Source organism: Burkholderia sp. IT-111MI5 (genome assembly GCF_949752865.1).
GTDB lineage: Bacteria > Pseudomonadota > Gammaproteobacteria > Burkholderiales > Burkholderiaceae > Burkholderia > Burkholderia pyrrocinia_C.
On the sequence record NZ_CATKIF010000012.1, the window covers coordinates 86,550 to 107,557 of the forward strand.

Sequence of the window (21,008 nt, forward strand, 5' to 3'; positions counted from 1 at the left end):
GAGTGGCGGCGGCGCGAGCGGCTATTGTACTTCGCCGCCGGGTGTCGCTGGCACGACGCAGGCATTCGGGCGCGCGGCGTTCACAGCCACGCGGCGACGCCGCCGTGCCCCGAGCACGTGCCGCGCCGGTGGCGGCTGAAGCTGTACGTGCCGTCGCGGCAGCGCGCGCTTGCGCCGTCGGGCACGCGGCCCGATTTCGAATGGGCGGGCGCATGCACGGTTTCGCCGTCGCGGTTGCGATACGTGTCGTGACGGTCGAGATCGGCTTCGTTGCCGTGGCCGGGCGGTGCGCGGTACGCCTGCGCGGAAGGAGGCTGGGCGGCGCACGCGACGAAGAGCGCGATCGACAGCGTCGCAACGTGCGTCGCGCGGCGGAGCAGGGCAGGCATGGTCTCTCTCGGTCTGTTGTTATCGATGTCGGGCCGATGGCCCGCGCCGCATGTTAGCCGATCGGCCATGGATCGGCGCCGGCGCCTCGCGGTGGAGCGACGTCAAGCCGCGCCGGACATCGATGCCGCGCCGTCGGCCTGTGCGGCGTCGAGAATCCAACGGCGGAACGCGGCGATCTTCGGCCGTTCCGCGTGATGCGGCGGATAGACGAGGTAGTACGCGAAATCGTCGAGCCACGCGACGTCGGCGAGCTGCACGAGCCGGCCGCTTTCGAGCTCGCCGCGCACCATCGCGGCCGGCAGCAGCCCGGCGCCCTGGCCGGCGACGATCGCCTGCAGCAACAGGCCGGAGTCGTCGAACGCGGGGCCTCGGGGCGGGCCGAAATCGTCGATACGCAGTGCGCCGAACCAGATGTGCCAGCCCTTGCGTTCGGCGTCGTGCAGGTGCGGCCAGCCGACGAGATCGGCCGGCGTTGCCGGCATGCCGAGCCGCGCGACGAGTTCGGGCGACGCGAGCGCAACGATTTCCACCGTCAGCAGGCGTTCGCTGCATAGCCCGATGTAGCGCCCGAGGCCGTGACGGATCGCGACGTCGACGCCGTCGCGCGCGAAATCCGCGAGTGCATGGCTCGTGACGATCTGCAGGTCGACGCCCGGGCACGCGTGTCGGAATTCCGCGAGGCGCGGTACGAGCCACGCGGACGCGAAGAACGGCGTGACGCTCACCGTCAGCACGCCGCTGTCGGCGGCGCCCGACACGCGCTGCGACGCATCGGCGATCTGCCGGAACGCATTGCGCACCGGCGGCAGGTAGTCGCGGCCGGCGGCCGTCAGCAGGATGCCGCGGTTGACGCGCTCGAACAGCTGCACGCCGAGATGCGTCTCGAGCGTGCGGATCATCTGGCTCACCGCGCCGGGCGTGACCGACAGTTCTTCGGCCGCCGACTTCACCGACAGGTGGCGGGCGGCCGCTTCGAATGCACGCAGCGCGTTGAGTGGTGGCAGACGGGAACGATTCATTCAGTTTTTCTAAAGCGAAAGGCCGACGAAATATCGTTTGAGACGACGCGTACGCGCGAGTACCGTTGTCGCATCGGATCGCATTCTTCAGGGCTGCCTCGCGGCGGCCGATGTGATCAACATAGTTCAACTATATCCATGAGGCAATCCGGACGCCGCGCGGCGTCCGGAGGGACCTGAGAGGAGCATCGTCATGAACCGTCCGGGCGCGTCGCGCCTTTTCTACGGCTGGTACGTGGTCGCGGCCGCGTTCGCCGTCACGTTCGTCGGGTTCGGCAGTGCGTATACGTTCAGCGCGTTCGTCGAGTCGCTGCAGCGCGATTTCGCCGCATCGCGCGGGCAGATCTCGCTCGTGTTCTCGCTCGCCGGCTTCCTGTATTTCGGCTTCGGCATCGTCAGCGGGCCGCTTGCCGATCGCTTCGGCTCGCGGCGGCTCGCCGTCGCCGGCATGCTGCTGACGGGTGCCGGGCTCGCGGTCGCCGGCGCCGCGCACACGCTGCTGCAGGTCTATGTCGCGTACGGGCTCGGTGTCGGTCTCGGCGTCGGCTGCGCGTACGTGCCGGCTGTCGGCGCGGTGCAGCGCTGGTTCGTCCGCCGGCGCGGCTTCGCGTCGGGGCTCGCGGTCGCGGGGATCGGCGTCGGCACGCTCGCGATGCCGCCGCTCGCGTCCGCGTTGATCGCACATGTCGGCTGGCGCGGCGCGTATTTCACGCTGGCAGCGATCGCGGTGGTCCTGGGGGCAGGCATGTCGCTGCTGATCGAGAACGATCCGCGCGGGCGCGGGTTGCTGCCGGATGGCGATGCGGCCAGCGACGGCGGCCGGAATACCGGTGCTTCCGGAGCCGGCGCGGCCGCCACGACGGTGCACGCTGGCGCGACGGTGCGCGAGGCCGTCACGTCGCGGCCGTTCGCGAGTCTCTACGCCGCCTGTCTCGTATGCTCGTTCGGCGTATTCGTCCCGTTCGTCCACCTCGTGCCGTACGCGCTCGATCATGGCGTCGCGCCATCGACGGCCGTGCTGCTGCTCGGCGCGATCGGCGTCGGCAGTACGGCCGGCCGCTTTTTCCTCGGCGGCCTCGCCGACCGCTTCGGCCGCCGCGCATCGCTGCTCGCGATGTTCGCGGGCATGACCGTTGCGCTCGTCGCGTGGGCGGGCGCCGGCACCGTTGCGACGCTTGCCGCGTTCGCACTCGTGTTCGGCGTGTTCTATGGCGGCTGGGTCGCGGTGCTGCCGGCGGTCGTGATGGACTATTTCGGCGGCCGCAACGTGAGCGCGATCATCGGCATCCTGTACACGAGCGTCGCGTTCGGCACGCTGATCGGGCCGGCCGCTGCCGGCTTCATCTATGACGCGGGGGGCGGCTATCTCGTGCCGATCCTCGCGAGCGCCGTCGCGAATGCGATCGCGTTCGCCATCGTCGCGACCACCGGACGCGCGCCGGTGGCCGCGCGAGCGACCGGCGGATAGGCGCACATCGCTGGGCGCGCCGCGCGATTTCCGATAGGGTGGCCGGACCGTCAACCGTCGACCAACGGTCGAGGAGGCATCGTGACATTCGACGAAGTCCGGCAGATCGCGCTGGCGTGGCGCGGCGTCGAGGAAGGCACGTCGTACGGCACGCCCGCACTCAAGGTGAAGGGCAAGCTGCTCGCGCGGCTGCGCGATGACGGCGACACGCTCGTCGTCAAGGGCGTCGGCCCCGACGAACGCGCGTGGCTGATCGAATCGGAACCCGACGTGTATTACGTGACCGATCACTACGCGGGCTGGCCGATCGTGCTGGTGCGCCTGTCGGCCGCGCATCCCGACGCCGTGAAAAACCTGCTTCTGCGAGAATGGCACGCCATCGTGCCTGCCAAATGGCGGGACGAAGCCGCGCGCGGCGGGAACTGAGCGTCCGGCGCGCGACGCTGCCGGATTGCTTTTGACGGAAGCGCCCTGACGGCGCGCGAGCCGGCGCCGACCCGACCAGGCGTTGCATCGGTTCGCATCGATGCAACAAGTGGTCCCATCGAAATTCTTCAATTGGTTCTTAGTGAAGAACCGTTTGATGCTTACACTCCTTCGCTTCGAAGGCGGCTGACGAAAGCCGACGGAACGGGCGCACGCGATGCGCCGGCGCCTCGTGCGCCGCATCGCCCACGCAGCTTCGCAGACTGCGCGGCGCGTCCCACCGGAACGGTCCCCGATCCGGCCTCGGGCCTGCATGCAATGCAGGCGCCGTGCCTGGCCCGGCTCAAGAACGACAACTCCCCGCGCCGCCTTCACGCGACACCCGGTCGTACCGGAACCGTTTTTTGGAGAGAGACAGATGAGTGGAAGCAACACAGGCCTCGGCACGGGCCTGAAGCAGCGTCACGTGACGATGATGTCGATTGCCGGCGTCATCGGCGCGGGTTTGTTCGTCGGCTCCGGCCACGCGATAGCGGAAGCCGGTCCGGCGTCGATACTCGCGTATGCGATCGCGGGCGTGCTGGTCGTCCTGGTGATGCGCATGCTCGGCGAGATGGCCGTCGCGCATCCGGACAGCGGGTCGTTCTCGACCTATGCCGATCGCGCGATCGGCCACTGGGCCGGCTTCTCGATCGGCTGGCTGTACTGGTGGTTCTGGGTGCTCGTGATCCCGATCGAGGCAACGGCTGCGGCAACCATCCTCAATGCATGGTTCCCGGGCATCGCGACCTGGATCTTCGCGCTCGGCATCACGCTGCTGCTCACCGTCACCAACCTCTTTTCCGTCAAGAACTACGGCGAATTCGAATTCTGGTTCGCGCTGATCAAGGTCGTCGCGATCGTCGTGTTCCTGTGCATCGGCGGCGCGGCGATCGTCGGGATCATACCGGCGCCGGCCGTATCGGGCGTGTCGAACCTGTTCGCGCATCAGGGCTTCATGCCGAACGGCGCCGGTGCGGTGCTGGCGGCGATGCTGACGACGATGTTCTCGTTCCTCGGCACCGAGATCGTGACGATCGCGGCCGCCGAATCGGACAACCCGCAGCGCCAGATCGTGCGTGCGACGAACTCGGTGATCTGGCGCATCACGCTGTTCTATCTCGGCTCGATTCTCGTCGTCGCGGCCATCGTGCCGTGGAACGACCCGCTGCTGCCGAAGCACGGCTCGTATCAGCGCGCGATGGAGCTGATCGGCATCCCGAACGCGAAGGCGATCATCGACGTGATCGTGCTCGTATCGGTCGCGAGCTGCCTGAATTCGGCGCTGTACACGGCGTCGCGGATGCTGTTCTCGCTGTCGAAGCGCAAGGACGCGCCTGCGTTCCTGCACCGCACCGATTCGACCGGCACGCCGCGTGCGGCCGTGCTCGCGTCGACGGCATTCGGCTTCGTGACCGTGATCGCGAACTACCTGATGCCGGAGCAGGTGTTCGGCTTCCTGCTCGCGACGTCGGGCGCGATCGCGCTGCTCGTGTATCTCGTGATCGCGATCTCGCAGCTGCGGATGCGCAAGACGCTCGAATCGAGCGACGCCGACCTGACGCTGCGGATGTGGATGTTCCCGTGGCTCACGTGGGCCGTGATCCTGTTCATCTGCGGCACGCTGACCGTGATGTTCGTCAGCGAGGCGCACCGGATGGAAGTCGGTGCGACGGCCGTGCTGGCGTTGATCGTGCTGTTGGCGTCGTGGCTGAACAAGCGCGGCCGCGATGCGCAGGCGAGCGCGGGGCGGCGGGTGTCGGCGACGTGATGGAGTGACGAAGCGGCGGCGGACTGAGTGTTCGCCGTCGGCTGGCGGGGAAATTCCCGCCATGAAAAATGGCCTGGTCGGCGAAAGCCGGTCGGGCCATTTGCTTTTCGGGGCAAGCGGATGCCGTTCCCGATATCGACACGGGTTGTTCGGCAACAACTTACGGCATTGAAATTTGTGGTCAAAAAATCGAACTTGTCTGATTTCGCCGGCGGCAACAACTTAATACATTGATCACTTCGATAACAGGGGTGAATCGATGGGCGAATCGATTTGGAATCCTTTGTTACCCAGCCGAATCTGGAAGCGAGATGGTTCGTTCATTCTCGATTACGGATCGCGTCTTTGCTGGGTCATTGCGCCGGGACCTGAACGATGAACGGGCAGCCGATGTCCCGCGTGCGCATTGCATTTCGAGCTGGCGACGGATTCCCGTTGCACGGCACTTATTTCCCTACTGCCTGCGCAACCTGTTTCCCGGTGCTCATCTGTCCCGCAACGGGGCTTCGGCAGTCCTTTTACTTTCCGTTCGCTGATTGGCTGCGCGATGCAGGATATCCGACGTTCGTATTCGATTACCGCGGAATTGGCGCATCGCTCGGTGTGCGCCATGTACGCCAGTCGCGCGCGCGGAAGCAGGACTGGGGCCAACTTGACATGCCCGCTGCGCTCGCGTGGCTCCTTGGGGAAACCGGTGCGAGCAATGCGCATCTAATCGGCCATAGCGCCGGAGCGCAACTGGTCGGACTGATGCCGAATCACGCGTCGATCCGTTCGCTATGTGCAATTTCCGCGTCGTCCGGATACGTCGGCAACATCCGGTGGCCGAAGCGAATTGCCGCGTTGTTGCTGGCGAATCTCTACGTCCCGGTTACCGCGCATCTGCTCGGCTATGTGCCTGCCAGGGTGCTCGGTTGGGGCGACGATTTGCCTGCACGCGTCGGGCTTCAGTGGGCTCGATGGTGTCGCCGCCCCGGGTATATGGCGAACGAGTTCGGGGTCGGCATTGCGCGCCACTACTACAACGAATTCTCCGCGCCCGTCACGGTAGTCGCCGCGGTCGACGACCCGCTCGCAACGCCGGCCAATATCGAAGACTGGCTCCGATGGTTGCCGCAAGCCAGAAGCACCCTCCATTTCGTCAGCCCGGAAAACTGCGATGGCCGAGCAATCGGTCACGTCGGCATGTTCCGTCGCCAGCATTCGTCGCTGTGGCCGGAACTCACCAGAGGATTGCGGAGTTGACGCTCAGGCGCGCTTGCGTCCTCGTATCAGGAGACCAGGATGGACGATTCAACCGGCATGAAGGCGCGTTTCAAAGCAGTCAGAAACGAAGCGAAGGAGACACGCGCATCGCTTTACCATCTCACGAATCAATGCAACTTGCGATGCAAGGGGTGCTGGTTCTTCGAAAACGAATTCGACGTCGCATCGGATGAGTTAAACGATACGTCGCATATCGAGGCGCGCGTGAAGGATGAGGCAGAGCGCGGGATCAACGCGCCATTGCTGATAGGCGGCGAGCCCGCGTTGTATCTCGACCGGATAAGAATATTCCGGAAGCACATGCCGAAGGTGTCCGTTTCGACAAACGGCCTTCGGCGAATCCCTTTCGAGGGCTTCGAAGATATCACCATCGCGATCTCTGTATTCGGTGGCGGGCCGCTCGATGACGAACTGCGAGCGATTGGTCCGAATGGGAAGCGTTTCACCGGCTTGTTCGACAAGGCGTTGCTGAATTATCGCAACGACGAGCGGGCAGGTTTCGTCTACGCCGTGTCGATCGACGGAATTGCTTATATCGAAGAAACGGTGCGCAAGATCCGAGATAACGGAAATCGCCTGCTGTTCAATTACTACAGTCCATACGATGTTGCCGGGCCGCTTCGCCGACATGGTGAGGAGCGGCTCCTGGATGTGTTGCTCGAATTGAAGGCGAAATATCCGGAAACAGTGGCGAGCCATCCCTACTATCTGGCTGCACTCATGCGCGGGGAGACCACTTGGGGAACGTTCGACCATACCAGTTGCCCGAGCGTCAGCGAAGCTCATCCGCAGAACGCCACACGTTTCGCGTCGGGGTGGCCCGCGTTGCCGAAATTCAACGCGTATCGTGCAGACATGCATACGCTGGCGCGCTGCTGCATGTCGGGAGAATGTGCGAAGTGTCGAGACAGCCAGGCCGTGATGTCATGGTTGCTGGTCAATGCCAAGCACGTTATGCAGGAAGACGATGGGCTTAGAACGTGGACGGAAGTGGCGGAGAGCTATTTCAGTCAGTTCGTCTGGTCGAGATACCATCCGCGTAATCGTCTCGAGCATGTGTCGAGTCGTACGATGCAATGACGCGATGGGCGGCTCGTCCGGAAAAGAAAAAGCCCGCTGCAGCGGGCTTTTCATTGAGACCTCGATTTAACGCTCAGACGTTGAACAGGAAGTTCATCACGTCGCCATCGTGCACGACATATTCCTTCCCTTCCGCGCGCATCTTGCCGGCTTCCTTCGCGCCCTGTTCACCCTTGTACGTGATGAAATCGTCGAACGCGATCGTCTGCGCGCGGATGAAGCCGCGCTCGAAGTCGGTGTGGATCACGCCGGCCGCCTGCGGCGCCGTGTCGCCGGTATGGATCGTCCACGCGCGCACTTCCTTCACGCCCGCGGTGAAGTAAGTCTGCAGGCCGAGCAGCTTGAAGCCCGCGCGGATCACGCGGTCGAGGCCCGGCTCTTCCATGCCCATGTCGGCGAGGAATGCTTCCTTGTCCGCGTCGTCGAGATCGGCGATTTCCGCCTCGATCGCCGCGCACACGGCGACCACCGGCGCATTCTCGCTCTCCGCGTACTTGCGCACCGCATCGAGGTGCGGATTGTTCTCGAAACCGTCGTCCTTCACGTTGGCCACATACATCGCCGGCTTCGCGGTGATCAGGCAGAACGGCTTGAGCAGCGCCTCTTCGTCGTCCGACAGCGCGAGGCCGCGCACGGCCTTGCCCTGGTCGAGCTGCGCGCGCACCTTGTCGAGCACTGCGACGAGCTTGGCCGCTTCCTTGTCGTTGCCCGACTTCGCGGCCTTCGAATAGCGCGTGAGCGCCTTCTCGACGGTGCCGAGGTCGGCGAGCGCGAGTTCGGTGTTGATCACCTCGATGTCGTCGATCGGGCTGACCTTGCCGGCGACGTGAATGACGTTCTCGTCCTCGAAGCAGCGCACGACGTGCGTGATCGCATCGGTTTCGCGGATGTTCGCGAGGAACTGGTTGCCGAGGCCTTCACCCTTGCTCGCGCCCGCGACGAGGCCGGCGATGTCGACGAATTCGACGACGGCCGGCACGACACGCTCGGGGTTGATGATCTCCGCGAGCGCCTTCAGGCGCGTATCGGGCACTTCGACGATGCCGACGTTCGGCTCGATCGTGCAGAACGGGTAGTTCTCGGCGGCGATGCCGGCCTTGGTCAGCGCATTGAACAGGGTGGACTTGCCGACGTTGGGCAAGCCGACGATGCCGCATTTGAGGCTCATGGAATCCTTCGAACGGGTAAAGCGGCGCGGCCGGACAGGGCACGGCGGCGCGGGAAAAAGGGCGGCCGGCGCTTGGGGCGCGTCGAGCCGACGGTCAAAGGCGCTATTGTACCGTGCCGACGCCCCGGTTTCCGGGCTTGCGCCGATCGGCCGATGCGGCGGGCCGCCGCGCCGCCGCGTCCACCTGCGATTCTGCTGATTTCCCGCAAAGTCCGGCCGCGTAAGGGTTTGGCCCCACGGCTATAATGCCCGCCATGACTGCCCACCACTCCTTCGACGTCGCCGTGGTCGGCGGCGGGCTCGTCGGCAAGACGGCCGCGCTCGCGCTGACCCAGTCCGGCTACAAGACAGCCTTGCTTGCCCAGCCGGCCACGCCGCGCCCCGCCGATCTCGCGTTCGACACGCGCGTCTACGCGCTGTCGTCCAGTTCGCAAGCCTTGCTCGAGCGGCTGCGGGTCTGGCAGGCGCTCGACCACGGCCGGCTCGCGCCTGTTTACGACATGCGTGTGTACGGCGATGCGCACGCCGAACTGCATTTCTCCGCGTACCAGGCCTCCGAGCCGCAGCTCGCGTGGATCGCCGAATCGTCGCTGGTCGAGACGTCGCTCGATGCCGCGCTGCGGTTCCAGCCGAACCTCACGTGGTTCGATGCACGCGCGCAGGGCTTCGACGTGCGCGACGATGCGGCCGTGCTCACGCTGTCGTCGGGGCAGGTGCTCGAAGCCGACCTCGTCGTCGGCGCGGACGGCGCGCATTCGTGGGTACGGTCCCAAATGGGGGCCAAAGTAGAACGGCGCGACTACCGGCAGACGGGCGTCGTTGCGAACTTCAAGGCGTCGCTTCCGCACCGCGAGACGGCTTACCAGTGGTTCCACGAAGGCGAGATCGTCGCGCTGCTGCCGTTGCCGGACGGCCACGTGTCGCTGGTATGGTCCGCGCACACCGCGCATGCGGACGAACTGCTCGCACTCGATCCGGCGCAGCTCGCGGCCGAGGTCGAGCGCGTGTCGCATGGCCAGGTCGGCACACTCGAATGCGTGACGCCGGCCGCCGGCTTCCCGCTGGCGCTGCAGACGGTCGACAAGCTGATCGCGCCGCGCGTCGCGCTCGTCGGCGATGCCGCGCACCTGATCCACCCGCTCGCGGGGCAGGGGATGAACCTCGGGCTGCGCGACGTCGCGGCGCTCGCCGACGCGATCGCCGGCAAGGAAAGCTTCCGCAATCTGGGCGATACGGTGCTGCTGCGCCGCTACGAGCGTTCGCGCCGCGAGGACATCCGCGCGCTGATGGTCGCGACCGACGGCCTGCAGCGGCTGTTCGCGGTGCCGGGCCCGCTCGCGAAGGCCGTGCGCAACGCGGGCATGGCGTTCGTCGGCGCGCAGCCGCTCGTGAAGCGCTGGCTCGTGTCGGCCGCGCTCGGCTGATCGAACCTTCGGCCGATTCGCCGGTCGGACTCGGTTCCGTTACGGCGTACACTGTGCCGTGCATACCGATTGAGCTGAAGGAAGATTTCGATGAAAAAAACGATCCGGATCGCGTCGCTGGCGCTGGCCGTCACGATGGCGACGCTGGGCTGCACCGCGCAGGCCGACCAGACCACCGACAAGCTGAAAGCCACGCTGCAGGCCCGACTCGGCAACGACGCGCCGATCAAGAGCGTGTCGAAATCGCCGGTCGCAGGCCTTTACGAAGTGAACCTCGGCTCGCAGATCATCTATAGCGACGCGGCGGGCGACTACGTGCTGCTCGGCGACCTCGTCGACACCAAGACGCACAAGAACCTGACCGACGCACGCCTGTCCGAAATCAACAAGATCGACTTCGCGAGCCTGCCGTTCGCGAATGCGATCAAGGTCGTCAAGGGCAACGGCGCACGCAAGATCGCGGTGTTCTCCGATCCGAACTGCCCGTACTGCAAGAAGCTCGAGACGACGCTGCAGTCGGTCGACAACGTCACCGTCTACACGTTCCTGTACCCGGTGCTGTCGCCGGATTCGACCGCGAAGTCGAAGGCGATCTGGTGCGCGACCGACCGCGCGAAAACCTGGCAGGGCTGGATGCTCGATCACCGTGCGCCGTCCGGCGCCGGTACCTGCGATACCAGCGCGCTCGACAAGAACCTCGCGCTCGGCCGCGGGATGAACGTCACCGGCACGCCGACGATCTTCCTGCCGGACGGCCGCCGCCTGCCGGGCGCGGTATCGGCCGACCAGCTCAACCAGGCGCTCGCCTCGAGCAAGTAACCGACCGACACGCCGGGCCACGTGGCCCGGCCAGCGAGGGGCGCCCGCATGATCTGCCGGCGCCTCTCTTCGTTTTCGCCGCCGTATTCGACCGATTGCCACGATGACCCAGCCGATCCGTTATTCGATTGTCCCGAAAGATCTTGCCGCGCACCTGTTCGAAGTGTCGGTGACGGTCGCCGACCCCGACCCCGAAGGCCAGCGCTTCTCGCTGCCGGTGTGGATTCCGGGCAGCTACCTCGTGCGCGAGTTCGCGCGCAACATCGTGACGCTCGGCGCGTTCAACGACGCAGGCCGCAAGGTGCGGATCGCGAAGACCGACAAGCATACGTGGCAGGCCGCGCCCGTGACCGGCGCGCTGACGCTGCGCTACGATGTGTATGCATGGGACCTGTCGGTGCGCTCTGCGTATCTCGACGAATCGGGCGGCTTCTTCAATGCGACGGCCGTGTTCCTGAGCGTCGCCGGCCGCGAGGACGCGCCGTGCGAAGTCGACATCGCGAAGCCGTCCGGCGCGGCATTCCGCGCGTGGCGCGTCGGCACCGCGCTGCCCGAGGCGCGCGGCACGAAGCGCTACGGCTTCGGTGCGTATCGCGCAGCGAACTACGACGAACTTTCCGACCATCCGGTGACGATCGGCGAATTCGCGCTCGCGACGTTCGACGCGCACGGCGTGCCGCACGACATCGTGGTCGCGGGGCGCGTGACGCAGCTCGATCTGGAGCGGCTGCGTACCGACCTGAAGCGCGTGTGCGAAGCGCAGATCGCGCTGTTCGAGCCGAAATCGAAGAAGGCGCCGATGGACCGCTACGTGTTCATGACGCTCGCGGTCAGCGACGGCTACGGCGGCCTCGAGCATCGCGCATCGACCGCACTGATCTGCAACCGCACCGACCTGCCGGTGAAGGGGCGGCCCGAGACGACCGAAGGCTATCGCACCTATCTCGGCCTTTGCAGCCACGAGTACTTCCATACGTGGAACGTGAAGCGCATCAAGCCGGCGGCGTTCGTGCCGTACGACCTGACGCGCGAGAACTACACGTCGCTGCTGTGGCTGTTCGAAGGCTTCACGTCGTATTACGACGACCTGATGCTGGTGCGCAGCGGGCTGATGTCGCAGGACGAATATTTCGCGGCGCTCGGCCGCACGATCGGCGGTGTGCTGCGCGGCACTGGGCGACTCAAGCAGAGCGTCGCGGAAAGCTCGTTCGACGCGTGGATCAAGTACTACCGCCAGGACGAGAACGCGACCAACGCGATCGTCAGCTACTACACGAAGGGTTCGCTCGTCGCGCTCGCGTTCGATCTCGCGATCCGCGCGCAGACGCGCAACCGGAAGTCGCTCGACGACGTGATGCGCCTGCTGTGGCAACGCTACGGGCGCGATTTCTATCGCGGCAAGCAGGCGGGCGTCGCGGAAGACGAAGTCGAGACGCTGATCGAAGAAGCGACGGGCGTCGCGCTCGGCCGCCTGTTCGCCGACGCCGTGCACGGCACGCGCGACCTGCCGCTCGGCGAGCTGCTCGCGCCGTTCGGCGTGACGCTCGCGCCGGATATCGCGAATGGCGCGGCCGCGAAGCCGACGATCGGTGCGCGCTTGCGCGGCGGCGCGGACTGCACGTTCGCGGCTGTCTATGAAGGCGGCGCCGCGCATCGCGCGGGGCTGTCGGCCGGCGACACGCTGATTGCGGTCGACGGGCTGCGCGTCACGGGCACCAACCTCGATGCGCTGCTCGCGCGCTACCGGCCGGGCGACAAGGTCGAGGTTCACGCGTTCCGCCGCGACGAACTGCGTACCGCGAAACTGAAGCTCGACGGTCCGGAGATCACGCGCTACCGGCTGACGTCGGCCGCGAAGCCGGCCGCGGCATCGAAGGCCCGGGAGGCCTGGCTGAAGGGCTGAGTGCACGGCAGCGGCAATCGGGGCGCGATCGAGGATTGTTCTGCTGCTGCAACAATCCGTCGCCCTGAACCCGCTTTTTCCGGCAAATGCGGCCACGCACAATGGCGTCACTCGCGCTACCGAAGCGCAACCCAACCGGAGCATGACATGACGACCATTCTGCAAATCAATTCCGCTGCGCGTTCGCAAGGCGCGCAATCCACGCTGCTGGCCAACGAACTGACGGCAAAGCTGCAACAATCGAACCCCGGCTCGAAGGTCGTGGTTCGCGACCTGCTGGCCGACGCGCTGCCGCACCTCGACGAATCGGTGCTCGGCGCGTTCTTCACGCCGGCCGACCAGCGCAGCGTGGAGCAGAATGCGATCGTCGCGAAGAGCGATGCACTGATCGCCGAGCTGCAAGCCGCCGACATCATCGTGATCGGCGCGCCGATGTACAACTTCGGCATCTCGTCGCAACTGAAGACGTACTTCGACTGGATCGCACGCGCAGGCGTCACGTTCCGCTACACCGAGAACGGTCCGGAAGGCCTGATCAAGGGCAAGAAGGTCCACGTGGTGACGGCCCGCGGCGGCAAGTACGCCGGTACGCCGAACGACAGCCAGACGCCGTACCTGCGCACGTTCCTCGGCTTCGTCGGCATGACCGACGTGAGCTTCATCTTCGCGGAAGGCCTGAACCTCGGCCCGGATGCGCAAAGCGCCGCACTCGCCAGCGCACGCGAAGCGATCGCTGCCACGTAAGGTCGATGCGGGTGCGACGCACCCGCTGCATCGCCAGAAAAAAAACGCCGCGTCCCTGAAGGGGCGCGGCGTTTTTGCATTTTGGCCGGCGACAGAACCGGCTCGACCGTTACGCGAGCGTCTCGGCCGCTTCCGGCAGGCGCCAGTCGATCGGTTCGCGGCCTGCTTCGACCAGATAGTCGTTCGCGAGCGTGAAATGGCGGCAGCCGAGGAAGCCGCGGTGCGCGGACAGCGGCGACGGATGCGGCGCCTCGAGCACGCAATGCGCACTCGTGTCGAACAGTGCGCGCTTCGCCTGCGCGTGCGCGCCCCACAGCATGAAGACGAGCCCGCGATGGCGGCCGGCGAGTTCGCGGATCAGCGTGTCCGTGCATTGCTCCCAGCCGCGCTTCGCGTGGCTCGCGGCCGCGCCGCGCTCGACCGTCAGCACGGTGTTGAGCAGCAGCACGCCCTGGCGCGCCCACGTGTCGAGGCAGCCGTGGCGCGGCGTGTCGTGACCGAAGTTCGCGGCGATTTCCTTGAAGATGTTGCGCAGCGACGGCGGCGTGCGGACGGCTGGCGGCACCGAGAACGCGAGGCCGTGCGCCTGCGGCGTGCCGCGATCGTCGCCGTGGTACGGGTCCTGGCCGAGGATCACGACCTTCACGTCGTCCGGGCTCGTGAGGCGCAGCGCGCGGAACACGTCGGTCGGGTAGACCGTCTTGCCGGCCGCACGCTCGTCGTCGACGAAGCGGCACAGCGGCGCGTACGCGTCGCTGTCGGTAAACGGTTTCAGCACGTCGCGCCAGACGGCCGGCAGCGCGTCGAATTGCGCGGCGAGGTGCGGGACGTCGGCGGCAACGGGCTTGGGCACCGTGGTGGCCGGGGCCGGCGCGGCGGCTTTCCTTGCGGGCTTGCGCCCGGCCGCGGGCGACGCGGAAACCGGGGACGGAATATCGGCCGGTGCCGTTTCCGGCACGGGATCATCGAACAGCGACGCCTGTTGCGGCGCGCGGGAAGTCTTGCGGGTTGCCATGCGTGATGCGTGTTTATTGCGCGCGCAGCCGGTAGCCGCGCTGCGCCTTGCTGATGTTTTCGGGAGCGAGGCCCGGCAGCGCCTGCTGCAGTTCGGCGGCGAGCGTCGCGAGCGCCGCTTCCGGGCCGTCGATCAGTTCGAGTTCGATTTCGCTGATCGGTTCGCGGCGCGTTTCGTGTTCCGCCTGGACGACGATTTCGCCGAGGTCCACCGCGGCTTCGACGGTTGCGCCGCCGATTGCGATGCGCCACAGCGTACGCGAAAAATCCGTGCGGAACAGCGCGGACAGCGCGCCGGCCGCGTCGCTCAGCGCTGCGGCGGCTTCCGGCACGTCGCAGGCCGCGACGAGCGCATCGATCTCGAGCGCGTCGCCGGCCACCGGCAGTTCCCATTCGTGGCGGCGATGCAGGCCGCCTTCCGCGCTGCCGACCGTCTTGAACGTCTGCAACCAGCCGTGCGGCGTGCGGCGCACGCGCACCGCGCTCTTCGAGCGGGCCAGCGCGAGATCGGGCGTGTCGTAATAGACATTCGCGAGCGTGATGTCTTGACCGGGTTCGCCGGTCAGCGTCTCGAAGAAGCGCCGCGCGGCATCGGCCTGGCCGGCCGGCAGCGCGAGCTTGATTTCCTTTTCGATCGCCATCAGAAGAACATCCGCGCGAGTTCCTCGCCCGGCTGGTCGGCGCGCATGAACGCTTCGCCGACGAGGAACGTGTTCACGTTCGCCGCGCGCATCGTGTCGACGTCGATGCGCGACAGGATGCCCGATTCGGTCACGACGATGCGGTCCGGCGGAATCATGTCGAGCATGTCGAGCGTGGTCTGGATCGACGTCTCGAACGTGCGCAGGTTGCGGTTGTTGATGCCGAGCAGCGGCGTCTTGAGCGTCAGCGCCTGCTCCATCTCGTTGCGGTCGTGCACTTCGACCAGCACCGCGAGGCCGAGCGAGTGCGCATACGCTTCGAGATCCTGCATCAGCGGCGTGTCGAGCGCGGCGGCGATCAGCAGGATCGCGTCGGCACCCATCGCGCGCGCCTCGAGGATCTGGTACGCGTCGACGATGAAGTCCTTGCGCAGCACGGGCAGCGCGCAGGCCGCGCGCGCCTCTTCGAGGTAGCGGACGCTGCCCTGGAAGAACTGCTCGTCGGTCAGCACCGACAGGCACGCGGCGCCATGCGCCGCATACGAGCGCGCGATGTCGGCCGGCACGAAATGCTCGCGCAGCACGCCCTTCGACGGGCTTGCCTTCTTGATTTCGGCGATCACGGCGGCATCGCCGGCCGCGTGCTTCGCACGCAGCGCACCGACGAAGTCGCGCAGGTCGCGCGCGGATGCGTCCAGCTTCAGTGCCTCGAGCGGCGTGCTGCGCATGGCCGCCGCGACTTCTTCGCGCTTGACGGCGATGATTCGGTCGAGAATGTCGCTCATGTGGGTTCCTGCTTGAGTCGTAAGGGGAGTCAGCGCTTGAACTGCTGCGTGAAGCGCACGAGTTCGTCGACTTTCGCGCGCGCCTTGCCGCTCGCGATCGCTTCGCGGGCGAGCTGGATGCCGTCCGCGATCGATTCGGCGACGTTCGCCGCATAGAGCGCGGTGCCCGAGTTCAGCGTGACGATCTCGCGGGCGACGCCCGGCTGGTTGTCCAGTGCGCCGAGCAGCATCGTGCGCGATTCTTCGGCATTTTCCACCTTCAGCGTGCGGTTCGACACCATCTGCAGGCCGAAGTCCTCCGGATGGATCTCGTATTCGTGCACCTTGCCGTCGCGCAATTCGCCGACGAGCGTCGCGGCGCCGAGCGACACCTCGTCCATCCCGTCCTTGCCGTACACGACGAGCACGTGCTGCGCGCCGAGGCGCTGCATCACGCGCACCTGGATGCCGACGAGGTCGGGGTGGAACACGCCCATCAACTGGTTCGGCGCGCCGGCCGGATTGGTCAGCGGGCCGAGGATGTTGAAGATCGTGCGCACGCCGAGCTCGCGGCGCACGGCCGCGATGTTCTTCATCGCCGGGTGATGGTTCGGCGCGAACATGAAGCCCATGCCCGTTTCGGCGATCGACGCGGCGACCTGGTCCGACTGCAGGTCGATGTTCACGCCGAGCGCCTCGAGCACGTCGGCGCTGCCGGACTTGCTCGACACGCCGCGGTTGCCGTGCTTCGCGACCTTCGCGCCGGCCGCCGCCGTGACGAACATCGACGCGGTCGAGATGTTGAACGTGTGCGAGCCGTCGCCGCCGGTGCCGACGATGTCGACGAAGTTCGAGTTGTCCTGCACGTCGACGTGGTTCGCGAATTCGCGCATCACGGTCGCGGCGGCGGCGATCTCGCCGATCGTCTCCTTCTTCACGCGCAGCCCGGTGATGATCGCGGCAGCTATCACGGGTGACATGTCGCCGCGCATGATGAGCCGCATCAGGTGCAGCATCTCGTCGTGGAAGATCTCGCGGTGTTCGATCGTGCGCTGCAGCGCTTCCTGCGGGGTAATCGTCATCATGAGGCTCCCGTCAGGCGGCTTGCGCGGCCGCGGCGCGGGCCTGCTTCAGGAAATTCTCGAGCAGCGCATGGCCGTGCTCGGACAGGATCGATTCCGGGTGAAACTGCACGCCTTCGACCGGCAGCGTCTTGTGGCGCACGCCCATGATTTCGCCGTCGTCGGTCCATGCGGACACCTCGAGGCATTCGGGCAGCGATTCGCGCTCGATCGCGAGCGAGTGGTAGCGCGTGACGTCGAAATGTTTCGGCAGGTCGGCGAACACGCCGCGGCAGTCCGTTTCGATCCGGCTCACCTTGCCGTGCATGATGGTCTTCGCGCGCACGACGCGGCCGCCGAATGCCTCGCCGATCGCCTGGTGGCCGAGGCAGACGCCGAGGATCGGCTTCTTGCCCGCAAATTCGCGCAGCACGTCGAGCGTGATGCCCGCGTGCTGCGGGTTGCTCGGGCCCGGCGACAGGCAGATCGCGTCGGGATTCAGGCGCGCGATCTCGTCGAGCGTGATTTCGTCGTTGCGGTACGTGTGCACGTCCTCGCCCAGTTCGCCGAAGTACTGGACCAGGTTGTAGGTGAACGAGTCGTAGTTGTCGATCATGAGCAGCATGGTCAGTCTCCGGTCAGAAGTCGCTATCGAGGCCGTCCTGGACCTGTTCGGCCGCACGCAGCACCGCGCGCGCCTTGTTCTCGGTCTCTTGCCATTCGGATTCGGGCACCGAATCCGCGACGACGCCGGCCGCCGCTTGCACATACAGGTTGCCGTTGTGGATCAGGCCCGTGCGGATCGCGATCGCGAGATCCATCTCGCCCGAGAACGACAGGTAGCCGACTGCGCCGCCGTACAGCCCGCGCTTGATCGGCTCGAGCTCGTCGATCAGCTCCATCGCGCGTACCTTCGGCGCACCGGACAGCGTGCCGGCAGGGAACGTCGCGCGCAGCACGTCGTAGTTCGTCATGCCGGGCTTCAGCTTGCCCTCGACCGAGCTGACGATGTGCTGCACGTGCGAGTACTTCTCGATGACCATCTTGTCGGTCACCTGCACCGAGCCGATTTCGGCGATGCGGCCGACGTCGTTGCGCGCGAGGTCGATCAGCATCACGTGCTCGGCGATCTCCTTCGGATCGTTGAGCAGTTCGGTCGCGAGTTCCGCATCGCGCTCGGGCGTGTTGCCGCGCGGTCGCGTGCCGGCGAGCGGGCGAATCGTGACGATCTGGTCGTCGCCACGCTTTTCCTGGCGCACGAGGATTTCCGGCGATGCGCCTACCACGTGGAAATCACCGAAGTTGTAGTAGTACATGTACGGCGACGGATTCAGCGAACGCAGCGCGCGATACAGCGACAGCGGATTGTCGCGGTACGGCTTGGTCAGCCGCTGGCCGACCTGGATCTGCATCAGCTCGCCGGCCGCGATGTATTCCTTCGCCTGGCGCACCGCGGCCAGATAGTCTTCCTTCTTGAACTCGCGGAACGTCTCGGTGCGCACGCTCGCCGACGTGACGGGCGGCTGCACGGTCGTGCGCAGGCGCTGCTTCAGTTCGCGCAGGCGCTGTTTCGCCTTCGCGTAGGCTTCCGGCTGGCCCGGGTCCGCATAGATGATCAGGTAAAGCTTGCCGGCGAGGTTGTCGATTACCGCGACTTCCTCGGTCAGCAGCAACTGGATGTCGGGCAGGCCGAGATCGTCGCGCGGCGCGGTGTTTGCGAGCTTCTTCTCGATGTAGCGCACCGCGTCGTAGCCGAAGTAGCCGGCGAGACCGCCGCAGAAGCGCGGCAGGCCCGGACGCTGCGCCACCTTGAAGCGCGCCTGGAACGACTCGATGAACTGGAACGGGTCGCCGTCATGCGTTTCGACGACCTGGCCGTCGCGCACGACTTCCGACACGCCGTTGCGGGTGCGCACGAGCGTGCGTGCGGGCAGGCCGATGAACGAGTAGCGGCCGAAGCGTTCGCCGCCGACCACCGATTCGAGCAGGAACGAGTTGGCGCCCGCGCGTTCGGGCTGGGCCAGCTTCAGGTAGAGAGACAGCGGCGTTTCGAGATCGGCGAGGGCTTCCGCGATCAGCGGGATGCGGTTGTAGCCTTCGTTCGCGAGCGATTGGAATTCGAGTTCGGTCATGTTCCGGTCCTGTTCGGGACGAGCGGCGCGTGCGCCAGGGATCACTTGACGCTGCGCGGGTTGCCGTCGGCGAAAGGGCGGTCGATCGAGAAGTGCCTGTTGCCGGCCGGCAGTCCGGGCGTGAACGTCGCGAGCCTGCGGCCGATCCTGAACGCAAGCGTTCGGACGCGGTGGAACTTGAGGTGGTGCGACGATCGGCGCGCGGATGCGCAGCGAGATAAAAAACGGCGCTGAAGACGTGCTTCAGCGTACCTCATCGAAGAGGTTAGCGCGACCAGCGACGCCAGGGCCAGGCTCCCCGGTCGATGCTGCTCAGACTCCGTTTTTTATTCAGAAACATGCGGATGGAAGAAATAATCAGAGGGTTGGCCGGCCGGCGTTGTGCGCGGTGATCGCGCGGGCTGCGACCAGCAACGAATCGACTATACCATCCGAATTTATCGTTTGTATAGCTTTGCCGTGGTTGTAGCCGTACGGCACCGTCAGCGTCGCCATCCCGGCCGCACGGCCCGCCAGCGCATCGTTTTCCGAGTCGCCGATCGCGACCGCCGCGTCCGGCACGACGCCGAGTGCGTCGCAGGCCGTCAGCATCGGCAGCGGGTCGGGCTTCTTGCGTGCGACGCTGTCGCCGCCGAGCACGATGCCGAAGCAGTCGGCCAGCCCGTATTGTTCGAGCAGCTCGACCGCGAAGCGGTGCGGCTTGTTCGTCACGCACGCGAGCCGGATGCCGGCCGCGCGCAGCGCGTCGAGACCGGCGGCCACGTCCGGATAGAGGCGCGTATGGCGGCCGTTGATCTTCGCGTATTCGGTCTGGTAGATCGCCAGTGCGTCGTCGAAGCGCGCGTGCGCCTCGTCGGCCGGGAAGCGCGGCTTCAGCACGCTCCGGATCAGGTGTTCGGAGCCCTTGCCGACGTAGCCGATCACTTCGTCGCGCGACGTGGCCGGTGCGTCGAGCCGCGCGAGCATCCCGTTCAGGCCGGCCGTGAAATCGTCGGCCGTGTCGACCATCGTGCCGTCGAGATCGATCAGCGCCGCGTCGATGCGCGGCGCGGCGAAGCGGATCGGGGCGGCGTTCGTTGCGGCCCCGGCCGGCGCACGGCCGGCGAGCGACGATTCGGCCACGGCGTCAGCTCCGCTCGACGGTGGCGAGCGCGGCGCGCATCTCGTCGATCACCTTGCGGTAGTCGGGCTTGCCGAAGATCGCCGAACCCGCGACGAAGGTGTCGGCACCGGCCGCCGCGATTTCCGCGATGTTGTCGGTCTTCACGCCGCCGTCGACCTCGAGCAGGATCTCGCGGCCCGTGCGCTCGGTGTACGCGTCGATACGTGCGCGTGCTTCGCGCAGCTTGTTCAGCGTTTCCGGAATGAACGACTGGCCGCCGAAGCCGGGGTTGACCGACATCAGCAGCACGAAGTCGAGGCGGTCCATCACGTGGTCGAGGTAGTTCAGCGGCGTGGCCGGGTTGAATACGAGGCCGGCCTTGCAGCCGTGGTCGCGGATCAGCGACAGCGTGCGGTCGATGTGATCGGAGCCTTCCGGGTGGAAGCTGATCAGGTTCGCACCGGCCTTCGCAAAATCGGGCACGATCCGGTCGACCGGGCGTACCATCAGGTGCACGTCGATCGGCACCTGCACGTGCGGGCGGATCGCTTCGCACACGAGCGGGCCGATCGTCAGGTTCGGCACATAATGGTTGTCCATCACGTCGAAGTGGATCCAGTCGGCGCCGGCGGCGACCACGTTGCGGACTTCTTCGCCGAGCCGTGCGAAATCGGCCGACAGGATGCTGGGAGCGATGCGGAATTGGGTCATGGCAGGGGGAGCGGGGACGTTGCGGCGCAAAACCGACATTCTACCGCCCGGCGGCCGGCTCGCGGC

Annotated in this window: 20 protein-coding genes; 9 read left to right on the top strand and 11 right to left on the bottom strand. The window is 66.3% G+C overall.

Annotated features, from left to right (window positions below):
• Window positions 1-80: 80 nt before the first annotated feature.
• Window positions 81-389, bottom strand: coding sequence for a DUF3761 domain-containing protein (locus ACM6JT_RS15000; RefSeq protein ID WP_414856767.1), 309 nt, complete (start codon window positions 387-389; stop codon window positions 81-83).
• A 102-nt stretch (window positions 390-491) separates the two neighbouring features.
• On the bottom strand, window positions 492-1,409 hold the full coding sequence (gene gcvA, locus ACM6JT_RS15005; RefSeq protein ID WP_414856768.1) for a transcriptional regulator GcvA: 918 nt from the start codon (window positions 1,407-1,409) through the stop codon (window positions 492-494).
• Between the two features lie 193 nt (window positions 1,410-1,602).
• Here gcvA and ACM6JT_RS15010 point away from each other — a divergent pair, with 193 nt between their 5' ends.
• The 5 genes from ACM6JT_RS15010 (at window position 1,603) to ACM6JT_RS15030 (ending at window position 7,459) form a co-directional block, all read left to right on the top strand.
• Window positions 1,603-2,877, top strand: coding sequence for an MFS transporter (locus ACM6JT_RS15010; RefSeq protein WP_414856769.1), 1,275 nt, complete (start codon window positions 1,603-1,605; stop codon window positions 2,875-2,877).
• Window positions 2,878-2,958: 81 nt separating this feature from the next.
• Window positions 2,959-3,303 carry an MmcQ/YjbR family DNA-binding protein gene (locus ACM6JT_RS15015; protein WP_414856770.1) on the top strand — a complete coding sequence of 115 codons (345 nt, stop codon included), beginning with the start codon at window positions 2,959-2,961 and terminating at the stop codon, window positions 3,301-3,303.
• A gap of 418 nt (window positions 3,304-3,721) precedes the next feature.
• Window positions 3,722-5,113, top strand: a complete 1,392-nt coding sequence (gene gabP / locus ACM6JT_RS15020; RefSeq protein WP_414856771.1) for a GABA permease — start codon at window positions 3,722-3,724, stop codon at window positions 5,111-5,113.
• Window positions 5,114-5,488: 375 nt separating this feature from the next.
• Window positions 5,489-6,358, top strand: coding sequence for an alpha/beta fold hydrolase (locus ACM6JT_RS15025; protein ID WP_414856772.1), 870 nt, complete (start codon window positions 5,489-5,491; stop codon window positions 6,356-6,358).
• A gap of 39 nt (window positions 6,359-6,397) precedes the next feature.
• A complete protein-coding gene (locus ACM6JT_RS15030; RefSeq protein WP_414856773.1) occupies window positions 6,398-7,459 on the top strand; it encodes a radical SAM protein in 1,062 nt (353 codons plus the stop codon).
• Window positions 7,460-7,532: 73 nt separating this feature from the next.
• Here the strand turns inward: ACM6JT_RS15030 and ychF are convergent, their stop codons facing one another.
• Window positions 7,533-8,627, bottom strand: a complete 1,095-nt coding sequence (ychF, locus tag ACM6JT_RS15035; protein WP_034183720.1) for a redox-regulated ATPase YchF — start codon at window positions 8,625-8,627, stop codon at window positions 7,533-7,535.
• A gap of 245 nt (window positions 8,628-8,872) precedes the next feature.
• Here ychF and ACM6JT_RS15040 point away from each other — a divergent pair, with 245 nt between their 5' ends.
• The 4 genes from ACM6JT_RS15040 (at window position 8,873) to ACM6JT_RS15055 (ending at window position 13,517) form a co-directional block, all read left to right on the top strand.
• The gene (locus ACM6JT_RS15040) at window positions 8,873-10,051 is read left to right on the top strand and encodes a UbiH/UbiF family hydroxylase (protein WP_414856774.1); all 1,179 of its coding nucleotides are present in this window, start codon (window positions 8,873-8,875) and stop codon (window positions 10,049-10,051) included.
• Between the two features lie 90 nt (window positions 10,052-10,141).
• Complete coding sequence (locus tag ACM6JT_RS15045) at window positions 10,142-10,870, top strand: DsbC family protein (protein ID WP_034183722.1); 729 nt, start codon at window positions 10,142-10,144, stop codon at window positions 10,868-10,870.
• A 103-nt stretch (window positions 10,871-10,973) separates the two neighbouring features.
• The gene (locus ACM6JT_RS15050) at window positions 10,974-12,773 is read left to right on the top strand and encodes a M61 family metallopeptidase (RefSeq protein ID WP_414856775.1); all 1,800 of its coding nucleotides are present in this window, start codon (window positions 10,974-10,976) and stop codon (window positions 12,771-12,773) included.
• A gap of 147 nt (window positions 12,774-12,920) precedes the next feature.
• Window positions 12,921-13,517, top strand: a complete 597-nt coding sequence (locus ACM6JT_RS15055) for an FMN-dependent NADH-azoreductase (RefSeq protein ID WP_414856776.1) — start codon at window positions 12,921-12,923, stop codon at window positions 13,515-13,517.
• Window positions 13,518-13,626: 109 nt separating this feature from the next.
• Here the strand turns inward: ACM6JT_RS15055 and ACM6JT_RS15060 are convergent, their stop codons facing one another.
• The 8 genes from ACM6JT_RS15060 to rpe all read right to left on the bottom strand — a co-directional run bounded on the left by ACM6JT_RS15060 (window position 13,627) and on the right by rpe (window position 20,942).
• Window positions 13,627-14,532, bottom strand: coding sequence for a uracil-DNA glycosylase (locus tag ACM6JT_RS15060; protein WP_131946576.1), 906 nt, complete (start codon window positions 14,530-14,532; stop codon window positions 13,627-13,629).
• A 13-nt stretch (window positions 14,533-14,545) separates the two neighbouring features.
• Window positions 14,546-15,172, bottom strand: a complete 627-nt coding sequence (locus ACM6JT_RS15065; protein ID WP_175750182.1) for a CYTH domain-containing protein — start codon at window positions 15,170-15,172, stop codon at window positions 14,546-14,548.
• Window positions 15,172-15,957, bottom strand: a complete 786-nt coding sequence (gene trpC, locus ACM6JT_RS15070) for an indole-3-glycerol phosphate synthase TrpC (protein WP_034183727.1) — start codon at window positions 15,955-15,957, stop codon at window positions 15,172-15,174. The genes ACM6JT_RS15065 and trpC overlap by 1 nt, the downstream gene beginning before the upstream one ends.
• A gap of 29 nt (window positions 15,958-15,986) precedes the next feature.
• Window positions 15,987-17,018, bottom strand: a complete 1,032-nt coding sequence (gene trpD, locus ACM6JT_RS15075; protein ID WP_414856781.1) for an anthranilate phosphoribosyltransferase — start codon at window positions 17,016-17,018, stop codon at window positions 15,987-15,989.
• A 13-nt stretch (window positions 17,019-17,031) separates the two neighbouring features.
• Entirely contained in the window at window positions 17,032-17,622 is a 591-nt protein-coding gene (locus tag ACM6JT_RS15080; protein ID WP_131946573.1) for an aminodeoxychorismate/anthranilate synthase component II, read from the bottom strand.
• A gap of 13 nt (window positions 17,623-17,635) precedes the next feature.
• Entirely contained in the window at window positions 17,636-19,129 is a 1,494-nt protein-coding gene (gene trpE, locus ACM6JT_RS15085) for an anthranilate synthase component I (RefSeq protein WP_034183729.1), read from the bottom strand.
• A gap of 357 nt (window positions 19,130-19,486) precedes the next feature.
• A complete protein-coding gene (locus tag ACM6JT_RS15090) occupies window positions 19,487-20,251 on the bottom strand; it encodes a phosphoglycolate phosphatase (RefSeq protein ID WP_105392260.1) in 765 nt (254 codons plus the stop codon).
• 4 nt (window positions 20,252-20,255) lie between these two features.
• Entirely contained in the window at window positions 20,256-20,942 is a 687-nt protein-coding gene (gene rpe / locus ACM6JT_RS15095) for a ribulose-phosphate 3-epimerase (RefSeq protein WP_011883156.1), read from the bottom strand.
• Window positions 20,943-21,008 lie beyond the last annotated feature (66 nt).